The following is a 14,041-nucleotide window of genomic DNA, read 5'->3' on the forward strand; positions in this document are numbered from 1 at the left end:
TTAGAACGCCTCCTCCGGGAGGTCCATGATCTCCAGGTCGACGCCCTCGATGATCCGCCGGTCGGCGCCGATGCGGGGGAGCACCTCGCGGGCGAAGAACCGGGCGGCGGCCACCTTGCCGGTGTAGAACGCCTTGTCCGAGGCGGAGACCTCGCCGGCGAGCGCCTTCAGCGCGACGTCCGCCTGCTTCTGCAGCAGCCAGCCGACCACCAGGTCACCGATCGCCAGCAGGAACCGGCGGCTGCTCAGGCCGACCTTGTAGAGCGCGCGGGTGTCGCCACCCTGCGCCTCACCCAGCCAGCCGGTCATCACACCGAGGATGTTCTGGATCTCGGCGAGCGCCTTGCCCAGCGCCTGCCGCTCCTCCTTGAGCTGGCCGTTGCCGGCCTCGGAGGTGATGTGCTCCTGGATCTCGCCGGCGACCGCCATCAGGGCCTTGCCGTTGTCGCGGACGATCTTCCGGAAGATCAGGTCGAGGCTCTGGATGGCCGTGGTGCCCTCGTACAGGGTGTCGATCTTGGCGTCGCGGACGTACTGCTCCAGGGGGTAGTCCTGGAGGAAGCCGGAGCCGCCGAACGTCTGCAGCGACTCGTGGCCGAGCAGCTCGTACGCCCGCTCCGAGCCGACGCCCTTGACCAGCGGCAGCAGCAGGTCGTTGACCCGCTTGGCCAGCTTGGTGGCCTTCTCGTCACCGGCCGCCTCGGCGAGCGCGACCTTGTCCTGCCAGCTGGCGGTGTAGCAGACCAGCGCGCGCAGGCCCTCGGCGTACGACTTCTGCATCAGCAGCGAGCGACGCACGTCCGGGTGGTGGGTGATGGTGACCCGGGGAGCGGTCTTGTCGGCCTGCTGGATCAGGTCGGCGCCCTGCACCCGGTTCTTCGCGTACTCCAGGGCGTTCAGGTAGCCGGTGGAGAGCGTGGCGATCGCCTTGGTGCCGACCATCATCCGGGCGTACTCGATGATCATGAACATCTGCCGGATGCCGTCGTGCTTCTCGCCCAGCAGCCAGCCCTTGGCCGGTACGCCGTGCTCGCCGAAGGTCACCTCACAGGTGTTGGAGACCTTCAGGCCCATCTTGTGCTCGACGTTGGTGGCGAAGACGCCGTTGCGCTCGCCCAGCTCGCCGGTCTCGGCGTCGAAGTGGAACTTCGGCACCACGAACAGGGACAGGCCCTTGGTGCCCGGGCCGCCGACGCCCTCGACGCCGACCGGGCGGGCCAGCACGTAGTGGACGATGTTGTCGCTCAGGTCGTGCTCACCGGAGGTGATGAAGCGCTTGACGCCCTCGATGTGCCACGAGCCGTCCGGCTGCTGGATCGCGCGGGTACGGCCGGCGCCCACGTCGGAGCCGGCGTCCGGCTCGGTGAGGACCATGGTCGAGCCCCACTGCTTCTCGATGAAGAGGCGGGCCCACGTCTTCTGCTCCTCGGTGCCCTCGACGTGCAGCACGTGCGCGAAGGACGGGCCGGAGGCGTACATCCAGACCGGGGCGTTGGCGCCGAGCACCAGCTCGGCCAGGGACCACCAGAGGGCGCGCGGGGCGTTCGTGCCGCCGAGGGCCTCCGGCAGGTCGAGGCGCCAGAACTCCGAGTCCATGAACGCCTGGTACGACTTCTTGAACGACTCCGGCAGCGGCGCGGTGTGCGTGGCCGGGTCGAAGACCGGCGGGTTGCGGTCGCTGTCCGCGTAGCTGGCGGCCAGGTCCTCGCGGGCCAGGCGGTCGACCTCCGAGAGGAAACTGCGGGCGGTGTCGACGTCCAGGTCCGTGTACGGCGCCTGGCCGAACGTCCGGTCCGCCCCGAACACCTCGAACAGGTTGAACTCGAGGTCCCGAAGGTTGCTCTTGTAGTGGGTCATGCTCGCTGGCCCCGCTTCCGGACAGGTGTTACCGATCAGTAACTCCAGACTGTATTACTCGCCGGTAGCCATCGACAAGCCGATCTCGGAAGTGACAGCGATTACACACTTCCGGTTCACCCGTCGGCGGCGCCGACCTCCCAGCTCGGCACCGGGGCGGCGGTGGCGCTGCGCGGGCCCGCGTACTCCATCAGGACCAGCGCGATGTCGTCGTCGAGCCGGCCGTGCACCCACTCGACCAGGGCGGTCTCCAGTGAGGCGAGCCCGTCGCCGACCGTGCCGTGGCCGAGCAGCCGCCACGCCCGGTCGGCGGTGGGGAAGAACTCCCCGTCCCGCCGCGCCTCGCCCAGCCCGTCGGTGAACAGCAGCAGCCGGTCACCCGGTTCCAGCCGCTCGACCCGGGGCCGGACCACCGGCATGAAACCGAGCGGCGGTGCGGGCGCCGGCGGCTCCAGCGGGATCACCGCGCCCCGGCGCAGCAGCAGCGGTGGCGGGTGCCCGCAGTTGACGATGGTGAGGGTGCCGCCACGCTCCTCGACCAGCGCGGCGGTGACGAAGTCCTCGTCGCCGACGTTGCGGGCCACCGCCCGGTCCAGGTCGGCCACCACCGCGCGCAGGTCGGCCCGCTCGTACGCCACGTGGCGGTAGGAGCCGAGCACGATGCTGGCGAGCCGGACCGCGTCCAACCCCTTCCCGCGTACGTCGCCGATGATCATGCGGACGCCGTACGGGGTGTCCATCACCTCGTACAGGTCGCCGCCGATCTCGGCGGTCGCGGTGGAGGAGATGTAGCGCGCCGCCACGGCCAGCGTGCCGACCTGCGGGCCGAGCGGGCGCAGCACCGCCTGCTGGGCGACCGCGGCGAGCCGGGACAGTTCGTTGATCCGTTCCGCCTGGCGCTGCCGGACCGCGGCCGTCGCGGCCGCGATCACGGTGACCAGCGCGACGGTGGCCACGTTGACCGCAGTCACCAGCGAGGCGCCGCGCTCGGCGACCGCGAAGGCGACACCGGCGGCGGTGGCCAGCGCGCCCACGGCGAGCACCACCCGCCAGGACGTCAGCGCTCCGGCGAGGACGGGCGCGGCGGCCATCAGAGCGAGATAGTGCGCCGGACGGCCGTCGGCCAGCTCCGCAGCCGAGACGATCGCGAGCAGCGCGAGGGCCGCGCCGAGACCGGCGCGGGATCCGGGGCTCAGCGGGCCGTGGCCCGGCTGGAAGGGTTGCGTGCGTACATCGGACAGCATGCCTGATGGACGTGAAGCGGTGAATGAACCTGGCCCGTCCGTCGCGGAAGTTCTGTCTGACAGGTCGGTCAGCCCAGCACCTCGTAGCGGACGTCCACCTCACCGAGGTCGGTCGAGGCGATGGCCGCGAACGCGGCGCGCGACAGGTCGATGCACCGACCGTCGATGTACGGGCCACGGTCGTTGATCCGGACCACGACCGACTTGCCGTTGGCCGGGTTGGTGACCCGGACCCTCGTGTCGAACGGCAGCGTCTTGTGCGCCGCGGTCAGCGCGTTCGGGTTGAACGTCTCGCCGTTCGCGGTCATCTGCCCCTCGTCGTAGAACGAGGCGCCGCAGGATCCGCTGTCCACCACCTTGGGGGCGGTGGTCTTCTTCGTCGCCGTGGGCTTCGGCGCGGTCCGGGTCTTGCCCCGGGACGCCGCCTGCGTACGGCTCGATGTCGGGCTCGGGGTGGCCTTCGGCGACGGGCTGAGGCTCGGCGAGGCCGACGCGCTCGGCGACGGGCTGGCCGAGGTGGGAGCGGGCGTGCTCGGCACGACCTCGACGGCGACCGGCTCGGCCGGGGGCTCGGCGGAGGTGAGCTGCACGGCGCCGACGGTGCCGCCGACCGCGAGCACCACGCCGACCGCCGCGGTGGCGGCGATGCCGGCGGGCGAGGAGAACTTGCGGGTACGAAGGTGCCTAGCAGCCACCGGCCCGGTCCTTTCGTCAACTGAACAAACCGGCCCGGACCGTAACGAGAGAAGCACTTCCGAAGTCAACGTGATCATGGTGCTATGCCCGCATTTACCCGGGTACGTGTAGCCGATCAAGCCATCCGCACTCGGCCGAACGGTGGAAGGTGCGCTGGCCGGCGTCCATGCCGCAGGATGGTGCCGTGCTGAGCCGTCGCCTGGTCGAGCTGTTCCGGTGGATCGACCCCGGACCGGACAGCACCCACCTCGTCAGCGACCTCTCCGGCTGGTGGCGCGACCCGGCCGTGCTCGCCGAGGTCGGCCCGGCCCTGGCCGCCCTCTTTCCCGACGCGCGGCCGACCGTGGTGGTCGCGCCCGAGGTGACCGGGCTGCTGCTCGGCCCGCTGGTCGCGGTCGCCGCCGGCACCGGGTTCGTGCCCGCGTACAAGGACGGCGGGGAGCGGCACCGGGTCGGGGCGATGCGGTGGGCCGAGACGCCACCGGACCACCGCGGCCGGCGGCTGCGCGTCGGCGTGGACGACCGGCGGCTGGAGCCGGGCGACCGGGTGCTGCTGGTCGACGACTGGGTCGACACCGGGGCGCAGTCGGACGCGCTGCACCGGGTGGTCCGCGACGCCGGCGCCGTGGTCGTCGGCACCGCCGCGCTGGTGGCCACGTGCCCGCCCGAGGTCGCCGCGCGGTTGCGGCTGCGCGCCCTGCTCGGCGGGGACCGGTTGCCCGAGGGTTGACCTCAAGCGAGGTTCAACCCGGACGATCGCCGGATGGACGACGGCATCCTCGACGAGGCGTACCACCGACTGCACCGCACCGGCCCCGAGTTCGAGGGCTGGCTCTCCAACCACGGACCGATGGCCGCCGAGGCGCTGGTCCGGCACGGGCAGGGCGCACGCGTGCACCGCTGGCTCGACGGCTACCTGCGCCGGCTGGACGAGCTGCCGCGCGGGCTGCGGCCGATCGACGACTGGCGGGCCGCGCTCGGCGACCCGAAACGGGCCGGCGACTGGCTGATCCACTTCGACCGCGAGCTGCGGGAACGGCAGTGGACGGAGGTGCTCGGCGAGTGGTGGCCCCGGCTGCTGCCCGGGATCGCGGCCGGCGCCACCCACGGCGTGATCCGGGTCGGGCACGCCGTGCGGGTGCTGCGTACGGACGGGGAGACGCCGGAGCGCCGGGCCGAGCTGGGGCAGGCGCTCGGCTACTGGGCGGCCCGATGGCAGCCGGTGCCCGGGGCCGGACCGCTCACCGGGCGTTCCGACGCCGCCTCGGCCCTGGCCGCGGTGCCCCGGATCCCTGACCAGACGGGCGGGATCCGGGAACGGCTGGGGCGGCTCACCGACGTACCGGGGTGGTCCGGCGCGGTGACCGGTCTGCGCCCGCCGGCCGACCCGGGCGGGGCCACCCGCACGCTCGTCCAGGTGGTGCACCGGGCCGCGCTGGACTACCTGCGGTTCGGGCACGGCGCACCGGTGATGCTGGTGCACGCGGTCACCGCGCCCACCGCGGTGCTGCGTACCCTGCCGGCTCTCGACCCGGCGCTGCGGGCGCCGAGCGTCGCCGCGGCCTGGGCCGCGACGGCGGCCGTGACCTCGGTGTACGCCTCACCCACGCCGGCCGCCGCGCCGCCGGCCGGCGGATCCGCCGACCCGGCGGAGGTGTTCGCCCGGGCGGCCCGGCACGGCGACGAGCACGTGGTGAAGCTGGCCGACGCGGTGTTGGAGGCGCACCAGGCGACCGGCGACGAGCGGGTGCTGGTCGCACCCGGCTACGCCGGCCACCTGATCTGAGACGGAGGCGGGCGGGCGTGCCGTAGCCTCGGCAGGATGTGGCCCCGCATCGGTGGACTGCGCGCGCTCGCCCTCGGCACCCCCGGCGAGCTGCGGGCCGACCTCAACACCCTCGTGCTCTCCGGCGTGAAGACCGCCACCGCCGGCCTGATCGGCGAGTATGCCGAGGAGAACGAGGAACTGGAGCACGTCGGCGAACGGCTCGCGCTGGTCGACGACCACGACGCGCTGGTCGGCGTCGTGGAGGTGACCGGAGTCGAGGTGGTGCGCTTCGCCGACGTGCCGTGGGACTTCGCCCGCTCCGAGGGCGAGGGCGACCGGTCGATCGAGGAGTGGCGGGCCGGACACGGCGCCTACTGGGCCCGGCTGGGGACGCCGGTCACCGACGACAGCCAGATCGTCTGCCTGCGGTTCCGCCTGGTCTCCACCGAGGGCAGCGTCGGCACCTGAGGTTCCTAGGCGCGGCGCAGCTCCGGCAGCATCGCCGCCGCCTCGACCAGCACGGCCTCGTCGCCGGCGTACCAACTGCTCTCGCGCGGCCAGTGCGTCACCACGTCGGTGAAGCCCAGCCGGGCCGCCCGGGCGACCTGCTCGGCGAGGAAGTCGGCGCTGCTCAGTGAGAAAACCGGGGCCGAGTCGAGGGAGAGGTAGCGGTCCAGCGTCGCCGGGTCACGGCCGGCCTGTTCCAGCGTCCGCGTCATCCGGTCGGACAGCTCAGTCACCGTGCCCCACCAGGCCTCCAGGTCGTCACCGTCGAGCCCGGTGGTGACCCAGCCCTGCCCGAACCGGGCGACCAGCCGCATCGAGCGGGGCCCGTTGGCGGCGACCACGAACGGCACCCGGGGCCGCTGCACGCAGCCGGGGTTGTTGCGGGCGTCGACCGCGGTGAACCACTCGCCGCGCCAGGTGGCGCCGTCCTCCCGCAGGACCAGGTCGAGCAGCTCGGTGAACTCGGCGAACCGGTCGACCCGTTGCCGGGGTGGCAGCGTCTCGCCGCCGAGCACCGCCGAGTCGAAGCCGATGCCGCCGGCGCCCAGCCCGAGCAGCACCCGGCCGCCGGAGACGTCGTCCAGCGCGGTCACCTGGCGGGCGAACGCCGCCGGGTGGCGGAAGTTCGGCGAGGCGACCAGCGTGCCCAGCCGGACCCGGGAGGTCACCGTGGCCGCCGCGGTCAGCGTCGTCCACGAGTCGAACCAGGGACCGTCGACCAGGTCACGCCAGCCCAGGTGGTCGTAGGTCCAGGCGTGGTCGAAGCCCCACTCGTCCACCTGCGCCCACCGTCGGCGCGCCTCGGACCAGCGCTGGTCGGGCAGGATCACGATGCCAATTCGCATGAGCGCCAGGGTACGACCCGGGTCGGACACCCGACCCGGGTCGGACCGGCTAGGCGGCCACCAGGTCGGCCACCACGCAGGCGATGTTGTCCGGCGCGCCCGCCGCGTACGCCAGGTCGACCAGGCGCCCGACGGCGCTCTCCGGGTCGTCCGCCCCGGCCAGGGCGGCGTGCACCGCCCCGGGGTCGACCACCGCCGACAGGCCGTCCGAGCAGAGCAGGTAGCGGTCGCCGGGCAGCGCGGTCCGCACCGCCAGGTCCGCCTCGACCTCGCCGCCCGCGCCGAGCGCCCGGGCCAGCAGCGCCCGCCGCGGGTGCGCGCCGGCCTCGGCCGGCGTGAGCCGACCCTGGTCGACGAGCGTCTGCACGTACGTGTGGTCCTGGGTGAGCCGGGACAGCTCACCGCCGCGCAGCAGGTAGGCCCGGCTGTCACCGACGTGCGCCAGCACGAGCCGGGTGCCGCGCCGCACGAGCGCGGTGAGCGTGCTGGCCGGCCGGTCGTCGCCGGCGGCGTGCCCGCGTACCGCCCGGTCGGCGCGGGTCACCGCCCCGGCCAGCGCGGCGAGCAGGTCGGCCGCCGACGCGTCGGCCGGCTCCAGCGACCGCAGCGCGTCCACCGCGGCGGCGCTCGCGGCGGCCCCGGCCGGACCGCGTACGCCGTCGGCGACCGCGAGCAGCGTGTCGTCGGCGTACGCGGTGTCCTCGTTGGTGTCCCGGACCGTGCCGGTCTCGCACCGCACGGCGTACCGGAATCGGATGTCGGACATGGTGGAGCCCCTCTCGGTGAGCTGGTCGACGAGGAGCGCGACCGCCCGGCCGCGGGTCGCGGTGTCCGCGCTGACCCGCCGCCACCAGGCGTCCAACGCCTCGGCGGCGGCACCCGGCGGCAGGTCGCAGACGGTCGCGATCTCGGCCAACGGCATGCCGGCCCGGCGCAGCGCGGCGATCATCCGCGCCCGGTCGAGCTGCTCCGGCGCGTAGTAGCGGTAGCCTGAGTGCGGGTCCACCGCCGCCGGCGGCAGCAGGCCGGAGTCGTCGTAGAGCCGCAGCGCCTTGGGCGACAGGCGGGCCGCGCGGGCGAACGCCCCGATGGTCATCAGCCGCACGGCGCCCTCCTCCTCGCGCCGGCCCTGGTGGCCGGCACGGACCACGCTGGGCCCTGCCGCAGGGGACGGGTCAAGCCGCGACGGCCGCCAGCTTGGCCAGCATCCGGCCGAGGTGCGGCTCGACCGTGCCGGTCGGCGCGTCGGTCACCTCGACCGGGGTCCACCAGCGGACGCCCCGGAACTCGACCGGGTCGGGGGTGAACCGCTGGTCGCGGTGGGCGGTCAGCACGTACCAGAGGCTGACGTCGGTGTGCCGCTGCTCCGGCGGGCCGACGGTCTCGGTGACGGTGAGGAACGCCGGCCGCTCGCCGAACGGCGGCGCGAAGACGGCCGGCACACCCAGCTCCTCGCGCAGCTCGCGGCGCACCGTCTCGGCCGGGTGCTCGCCCGGCTCGACGTGGCCCCCGCTGGGCAGCCACATCCCGGCGAGGCGGTGGTCGACCAGCAGCACCGCGCCGTCGGACGGGTCGCGGAGCAGGAAGTAGGCGACCAGGTGCGGCGACGGGGTGCGCGGCTTGGCGCGGCGGAAGATGTCCTCCGTGCCGGCCAACCAGGCGAGCGCCACCTCTCGGTGTCGCGCCTCCAACTCGTCGCCCGGCGGCAGTTCCTCGACCACGGCCCTGATCTCGTCCCGCATCCCGCCGATGGTGCCAGCCGGGTACGACGCTGTCAGGCCGCCGGGGGCGGGTTGGCGTCGACCGCGGCGCGGACGAACTCGCGTACCCGGGTGGTGGTGTTGCTGGCCAGCCAGACCGGACCTCGGCGGATCGGCGGCGCGTCGTGGATCGGCACGTAGGCCAGGTCGGGCCGGGCGTGGTAGTGCCGGGTCCGCTCGCCGACCGGCAGGACCCCGCGGCCCAGCGCCACCAGCGCGAGCATCTCGGAGAACGTGCCGCCGGCCGGGCCCTTCGGCACCGGCCGGCCCGCCGGGGTCCGGTCCGGCGTGCGGTCCTGCTTGAACGCGGCCGACGTGACCGCCGGGTACTGCACCACCGGATGGTCGCCGAGCACCTCCAGCGACACGGACTCCGCGCGGGCCAGCGGGTGGTCCGCGGCCACCGCGAGCATCCGGCGCTCGTGCAGCAGCGCCGGGCCGTTCGCCATGCCGTCGAACGGGTACGCGGCGACCAGCACGTCGATCGTGCCGTCCACCAGGCTCGACCGGGTGGTGGCCAGCGGGGCCTCGTGCACGTGCACCGCGCAGTCCGGATGCCGTTCGGTGAACCGGGCCACGGCGCGGAGCAGCACCGGGGCGGCGGACTCGCCCACGTACGCCACGCGCAGCTCGCCGGTGAGCCCACGACCGGCGTCGACGGCCCGCTGGACGGCCTCCTCGATGCCGGCCACCAGCGGGCGCATCTCCTCGGCCAGGCGGGCGCCGATCGGGGTGAGCCGGACGACCCGGCTGGTGCGCTCGAACAGCGGCGCGCCGATCCGCCGCTCCAGCCGGCGCACCACGTGGCTGATCCGCCCGGTGGTCACGCCCAGCCGCTCGGCGGTGCGCCCGAAGTGCAGCTCGGAGGCCAGGGTCAGGAACGCCTCGATCTCGTACCGCTCCAGCACCCGGCGCTCCCGTCGTTGACTCCCGGTCAACGATGGTAGTGCGATCGGGGCTTGGTCACGCGCCCGCCTCCGACCAGGCTCGACGGTGTTCCCACACACGATCCAGGAGGATCTGATGACGATGCGCGTGACCGGGTTCGACCACCTGGTGCTCACGGTGAGCGACGTCGAACGCTCCCTCGACTTCTACTGCGGCACGCTCGGGCTGGCCCCGGTGCGCGTCGACCGCTGGCGCGCCGGGGAGGTGCCCTTCCCGTCGGTACGCGTCGACGCCGGCACCATCGTCGACCTGGTCCGGGGCGATCCGGGCGGCTCCACCATGGACCACTTCTGCCTGGTGGTGGAGCCGATCGACTGGCAGCCGGTGGTCGAGTCGGGCGTGTTCACCGTGCTGACCGGGCCGGTGCCGCGCTTCGGGGCCCGGGGCACCGGCACCTCGATCTACGTCCGCGACCCCGACGGCAACACCGTCGAACTGCGCACCTACCCGCCGGGCGGGGTTGGCTAGCCTGGCGCGGTGCCGCAGCTCGAACGCCTCGCCGCCCGCCACGCGTATCTCGTCTACCGGTTCGAGTGGCAGAACCGGGCCTACTTCGCCCGGTACGTTCCCGACCGTGGTGACGACTACTTCGACGAGTTCGCCGACCGGCAGGTGGCGTTGCTCCTGGAGCAGGACCGGGGCACGTGCCACTTCCACGTGCTGGTGGACGACGACGGCTGGGTGATCGGACGGTTCAACCTGGTCGACGTGGCCGACGGAAGCGCCGAGCTGGGCTACCGGGTGGCCGAACGCGCCGCCGGGCGCGGCGTCGCCCAGGAGGGCGTCCGGCGCGTCTGCGAGCTGGCCCGCGACGCGCACGGCCTGCGCCGCCTGGTCGCCTCGGCGGCGCTGGCGAACCCCGCCTCGCTGGCCGTGCTCCGGCGTACCGGGTTCGTGCCGGACGGCGAGGTGGACCTGGGCGGCGAGCCGGGGCTGCGCCACGTCCTCGACCTGACCCGGTGGTCTCCGGTCTGACCGGGGCGGCCGTGCGCCGCTCCGGTCACGGTACGCCGTCCAGTTCCGCCACGGTCGACGCGGTCAGCCCGTCCTCCCGTAACTCCATCACGGCGGTGTGGACGTAGCCGTCCCCGTACGGATCGACGGGCGGGTGCACGGTCCACCGGGGGCCCGCACCGCGATCCAGGACGTACGGTTCCTTCATGGCCCTATGATCCACACCAGACCGCCGAGGTGGCGGCATCCAACGGGCCGCGACCCCGCCACCTCCCCGAGCTGGAGTCGATCAAACGCGCCGGTGGATGCCGTCAGGCGGGGCGGCGGGTCAGGACGCGGGGTCCGGCCTCGGTGATCGCGACCGTGTGCTCGGAGTGGGCGGTGCGGGAGCCGTCGGCCGAGCGGATCGTCCAGCCGTCCTCGTCGAACTTGATCTTGTCGGTGGTGCGGCAGAACCAGGGCTCGATGGCGATGGTGAGGCCGGGGTCGAGCCGCAGGCCACGGCGGGGACGGCCACTGTTGGCCACGTGTGGGGCCTCGTGCATGGTACGGCCGATCCCGTGGCCGCCGAACTCGCCGTTGACGCCGTAGCCGTAGGAGCCGGCGACCTCGCCGATGGCGGCGGAGACGTCACCGAGGCGGGCGCCCGGCCGGGCGGCGGCGATGGCGGCCTCCAGCGCGACCTCGGTGGCCTCGATCAGCTTCAGGTCGGCCGGGTCGGGGGTGCCGACGACGACGGAGAGCGCGGAGTCGGCGACCCAGCCGTCGATGCCGACGGCCATGTCGATGCTGAGCAGGTCACCGTCGCGGAGGACGTAGTCGTGCGGGAGGCCGTGCAGCACCGCGTCGTTGACCGACAGGCACAGCACGTTGCGGAACGGGCCGCGGCCGAACGACGGGGCGTAGTCCCAGTAGCAGGACTCGGCGCCGCGCTCCTTGATCCGCCGCCGGGCGAGGTGTTCGAGGTCCATCAGGTTCACGCCGACGTCGACGACGGCGCCCAGCTCGGCGAGCAGCTCGCCGACGAACTGGCCGGTCACCGCCATCCGGTCGATCTCCTCGACGGACTTCAGCTCGATCACGACAGCCTCCCTCTCCGATGCGGTATTTTTATACCACGCCGGCCCGGCGCCGCCTCCTGGAGGGATATCCTGCTCGCATGGTTCGCCAACCGCTCACCGCCGAACAGATCGCCGCGGGCCAACGCCTCGGGGTCGCGCTCCGGGCCGCGCGCGCCGGGCGCAGCCTGGGCGAGGTGGCGCTGGCGGCCGGCATCTCCCCCGAGACGCTGCGCAAGATCGAGGCGGGCCGTCTCCCCGCGCCGGCGTTCGGCACGGTGGTCTGCCTCAGCCAGGCCCTCGGCGTCCCGCTCGCCGAGCTGGCCGACGTCTGGCTGGCCGACATGCCCGTCCGCCAGGCATCCTGACGCCCGACCGGTCAGCACCGGGTGGGCGGCGCGGGCGTCGACGTCGGTGGGTTCCGCGAAAATCGCGTTGTCGGCCCCGGCGTGGGCTGCGACGCTCTGGTGGTGATCGACAAGCCAGACGTCGACGAGCGGGCGCTGGCCGCCACGGTGAGTGCCGCGTGGGCCGTGGACGTCGCCGAGCTTGCGTTCCTGCCGGTCGGGCTCGACGGGCACGCCTGGGCCTACCGGGTCGACACCGCCCACGGCCAGCGCTACTTCCTGAAACTGCGGCACGGCGCGTTCACCCGGGCGGCCGTCCTGCTGCCGGGCTTCCTCCGCGCGCGCGGCATCCGGCAGGTCGTCGCGCCGATCGACCCGCCCGGCGGCACCGGCCACGCGTTCGGGGACTACCGGCTGTTGCTCTACCCGTTCCACGACGGCGGCAGCCTCTGGAGCCGCGGACTCACCGACCGGCAGTGGACCGAGTACGGCGAGTTCCTGGGCCGGCTGCACACCGTCGCGCCGAGCGCCGAGGTCGCGGCGGCGCTACCGGTCGAGACGTACCGGTCGGGCGCGGGCAACCGGCTGCGGGCCCTGAGCGGTCAGGCCGCGGCGAGCCCCGACCTGGGCGGGTTCTGGGACCGGTACGGCGACGCGCTGCACCGGCTGTCGGCACTGGTCGACGACCTCGCCGCCCGGGTCCCCCGGGGTCGACACGTCATCTGCCACGCCGACATCCACCCCGGCAACCTGATCGCCGACGGCGCCGGTCCCCTGCACGTCGTGGACTGGGACGCGCCGATCCTCGCGCCGCGCGAGCGCGACCTGATGTTCGTCCTCAGCCAGGACTTCGGCGACCACCCGGTCGACGCGCGCCGCGCCGACCTCTTCCGTCGCGGCTACGGCCCGTGGGAGCCCGACCCGACGACGCTGAGCTACTACCGCGGGGAGCGGCACCTCGACGACGTCGCCGCGTTCCTCGACAGCATCCTCAACTCGGGCGGCGGCCCGGAATCCCGCGCCAACGACCTGCACTGGCTGACCCGCATCGCCGAGACCGTCGCCCACCCCGACTACGCGCCCTGACCCACGCGGAAAACCGTTGGCGGCCCTCGGCGGCCACTGCTACGGTGCCGGAGGCCGTGCAGCTGACGAGGAGGTGGTACCCGTGAACGTATCGACGTGGGTGCTCCCCTCCGGGGTCACGGTCGGGCGATAGGTCGTCCGGGAGCGCCGTTCAGCGCACTCCCGAAAGGCACGACGTGCGATTCATCTCCGAACGACGCCTCGACGACGGCGTACGCGAGCGCGAGTTCACCCTCGACGAGATCCCCGGCATCCTGTGGACGCCACCGACGGCATCCGGGCCGACGCCGCTGATCCTGCAGGGCCACCCCGGCGACCTGCGCCGGATGTACCCGCGCCTGGCGGCCCGGGCCCGGCACGCCGCGGCGGCGGGCTACGCCTCGGCCACCCTCGAACTGCCCGGCGCCGGCGACCGGCCCCGTTCCGCCGCCGCCGACCAGGCCCGCGTCGACCTGCGCCGCGCGATCCAGGCCGGCGAGCCGGTCGCCGACGAGATCGTCGAACGGCTCGTCCTCCCCCTGGTCGACCAGGCGGTCCCCGAGTGGCGCGTCGCCCTCGACGCGCTCCTCGCGCTGCCCGAGATCGACGGCCCGGTCGGCTACGCGGGCGGCGTGATCGCCATCGGCGTCCGGCTGGCGGTGGTCGAGCCGCGTATCTCGGCCGCCGCGCTGTTCGCCGGCAGCTACGTGCCCCGCGTGATGTTCGAGGAGGCGCGGCAGGTCACCATCCCGCTGCTGGTCCTGCTGCAGTGGGACGACGAGGGCAACGACCGGCAGTTGGCGCTGGACCTGTTCGACGCGTTCGGCTCCCGGGAGAAGACGCTGCACGCCAACATGGGCGGGCACACCGGCATCCCGGCACACGAGGGCGACGACGGGAACCGGTTCTTCGCCCGACACCTGAGGGCCGCCGGGTGAGGTGAGCCGACATCGAAGGCCCTGACCCGGATTCACGTCCTGGCCAGGGCCTTC

At 73.7% G+C, this 14,041-nt stretch carries 17 protein-coding genes; 8 read left to right on the forward strand and 9 right to left on the reverse strand.

All coding sequences use genetic code 11. The features are described from left to right. The 3 genes from GA0070622_RS01715 to GA0070622_RS01725 all read right to left on the reverse strand — a co-directional run bounded on the left by GA0070622_RS01715 (position 1) and on the right by GA0070622_RS01725 (position 3,796). Positions 1-1,857: an acyl-CoA dehydrogenase gene (locus GA0070622_RS01715; protein WP_091565991.1), complete on the reverse strand. Its 1,857-nt coding sequence runs from the start codon at positions 1,855-1,857 to the stop codon at positions 1-3. 116 nt (positions 1,858-1,973) lie between these two features. Continuing rightward, positions 1,974-3,101, reverse strand: coding sequence for a PP2C family protein-serine/threonine phosphatase (locus tag GA0070622_RS01720; RefSeq protein ID WP_091565993.1), 1,128 nt, complete (start codon positions 3,099-3,101; stop codon positions 1,974-1,976). 68 nt (positions 3,102-3,169) lie between these two features. Next, positions 3,170-3,796 (reverse strand): septal ring lytic transglycosylase RlpA family protein, encoded by a 627-nt coding sequence (locus GA0070622_RS01725; RefSeq protein ID WP_176710403.1) that lies wholly within the window; start codon positions 3,794-3,796, stop codon positions 3,170-3,172. A gap of 167 nt (positions 3,797-3,963) precedes the next feature. Here GA0070622_RS01725 and GA0070622_RS01730 point away from each other — a divergent pair, with 167 nt between their 5' ends. The 3 genes from GA0070622_RS01730 to GA0070622_RS01740 are packed head-to-tail and all read left to right on the forward strand — an operon-like array spanning position 3,964 to position 6,033. After that, positions 3,964-4,527: a phosphoribosyltransferase gene (locus GA0070622_RS01730; protein ID WP_176710404.1), complete on the forward strand. Its 564-nt coding sequence runs from the start codon at positions 3,964-3,966 to the stop codon at positions 4,525-4,527. Between the two features lie 33 nt (positions 4,528-4,560). Continuing rightward, on the forward strand, positions 4,561-5,583 hold the full coding sequence (locus tag GA0070622_RS01735; protein WP_091566002.1) for a questin oxidase family protein: 1,023 nt from the start codon (positions 4,561-4,563) through the stop codon (positions 5,581-5,583). A 36-nt stretch (positions 5,584-5,619) separates the two neighbouring features. Next, positions 5,620-6,033: an ASCH domain-containing protein gene (locus GA0070622_RS01740; protein WP_091566005.1), complete on the forward strand. Its 414-nt coding sequence runs from the start codon at positions 5,620-5,622 to the stop codon at positions 6,031-6,033. A gap of 5 nt (positions 6,034-6,038) precedes the next feature. On the opposite strand, the gene GA0070622_RS01745 is transcribed toward GA0070622_RS01740, so the two are convergent. From GA0070622_RS01745 to GA0070622_RS01760, 4 genes are all read right to left on the reverse strand, one after another. Then, on the reverse strand, positions 6,039-6,917 hold the full coding sequence (locus GA0070622_RS01745) for an LLM class flavin-dependent oxidoreductase (RefSeq protein WP_091576744.1): 879 nt from the start codon (positions 6,915-6,917) through the stop codon (positions 6,039-6,041). A 49-nt stretch (positions 6,918-6,966) separates the two neighbouring features. After that, positions 6,967-8,022, reverse strand: a complete 1,056-nt coding sequence (locus GA0070622_RS01750) for a MerR family transcriptional regulator (RefSeq protein ID WP_091576746.1) — start codon at positions 8,020-8,022, stop codon at positions 6,967-6,969. A gap of 70 nt (positions 8,023-8,092) precedes the next feature. Next, entirely contained in the window at positions 8,093-8,659 is a 567-nt protein-coding gene (locus tag GA0070622_RS01755; RefSeq protein ID WP_091566007.1) for an NUDIX hydrolase, read from the reverse strand. Positions 8,660-8,691: 32 nt separating this feature from the next. After that, positions 8,692-9,585, reverse strand: coding sequence for a LysR family transcriptional regulator (locus GA0070622_RS01760; RefSeq protein ID WP_091566010.1), 894 nt, complete (start codon positions 9,583-9,585; stop codon positions 8,692-8,694). 115 nt (positions 9,586-9,700) lie between these two features. Here GA0070622_RS01760 and GA0070622_RS01765 point away from each other — a divergent pair, with 115 nt between their 5' ends. Both GA0070622_RS01765 and GA0070622_RS01770 read left to right on the forward strand, forming a co-directional pair. Further along, positions 9,701-10,093, forward strand: coding sequence for a VOC family protein (locus GA0070622_RS01765; protein WP_245666097.1), 393 nt, complete (start codon positions 9,701-9,703; stop codon positions 10,091-10,093). Positions 10,094-10,102: 9 nt separating this feature from the next. Then, a complete protein-coding gene (locus GA0070622_RS01770) occupies positions 10,103-10,600 on the forward strand; it encodes a GNAT family N-acetyltransferase (protein ID WP_091566013.1) in 498 nt (165 codons plus the stop codon). A 25-nt stretch (positions 10,601-10,625) separates the two neighbouring features. Here GA0070622_RS01770 and GA0070622_RS32340 read toward each other — a convergent pair whose 3' ends face one another. Together GA0070622_RS32340 and map are read right to left on the reverse strand one after the other, a co-directional pair. Continuing rightward, positions 10,626-10,787, reverse strand: a complete 162-nt coding sequence (locus GA0070622_RS32340) for a hypothetical protein (protein ID WP_176558756.1) — start codon at positions 10,785-10,787, stop codon at positions 10,626-10,628. A 103-nt stretch (positions 10,788-10,890) separates the two neighbouring features. Beyond that, positions 10,891-11,661 (reverse strand): type I methionyl aminopeptidase, encoded by a 771-nt coding sequence (gene map, locus GA0070622_RS01775; RefSeq protein ID WP_091566017.1) that lies wholly within the window; start codon positions 11,659-11,661, stop codon positions 10,891-10,893. A gap of 77 nt (positions 11,662-11,738) precedes the next feature. Here map and GA0070622_RS01780 point away from each other — a divergent pair, with 77 nt between their 5' ends. The 3 genes from GA0070622_RS01780 to GA0070622_RS01790 all read left to right on the forward strand — a co-directional run bounded on the left by GA0070622_RS01780 (position 11,739) and on the right by GA0070622_RS01790 (position 13,987). Continuing rightward, entirely contained in the window at positions 11,739-12,005 is a 267-nt protein-coding gene (locus GA0070622_RS01780; RefSeq protein ID WP_091566020.1) for a helix-turn-helix domain-containing protein, read from the forward strand. Positions 12,006-12,107: 102 nt separating this feature from the next. Further along, on the forward strand, positions 12,108-13,070 hold the full coding sequence (locus GA0070622_RS01785; protein WP_091576752.1) for a phosphotransferase enzyme family protein: 963 nt from the start codon (positions 12,108-12,110) through the stop codon (positions 13,068-13,070). 176 nt (positions 13,071-13,246) lie between these two features. Next, on the forward strand, positions 13,247-13,987 hold the full coding sequence (locus GA0070622_RS01790) for a dienelactone hydrolase family protein (protein WP_091566026.1): 741 nt from the start codon (positions 13,247-13,249) through the stop codon (positions 13,985-13,987). Positions 13,988-14,041: the final 54 nt, after the last annotated feature.

Origin of the sequence: Micromonospora sediminicola (assembly GCF_900089585.1) — a bacterium.
In the GTDB taxonomy this organism is placed as follows: Bacteria; Actinomycetota; Actinomycetes; order Mycobacteriales; family Micromonosporaceae; genus Micromonospora; species Micromonospora sediminicola.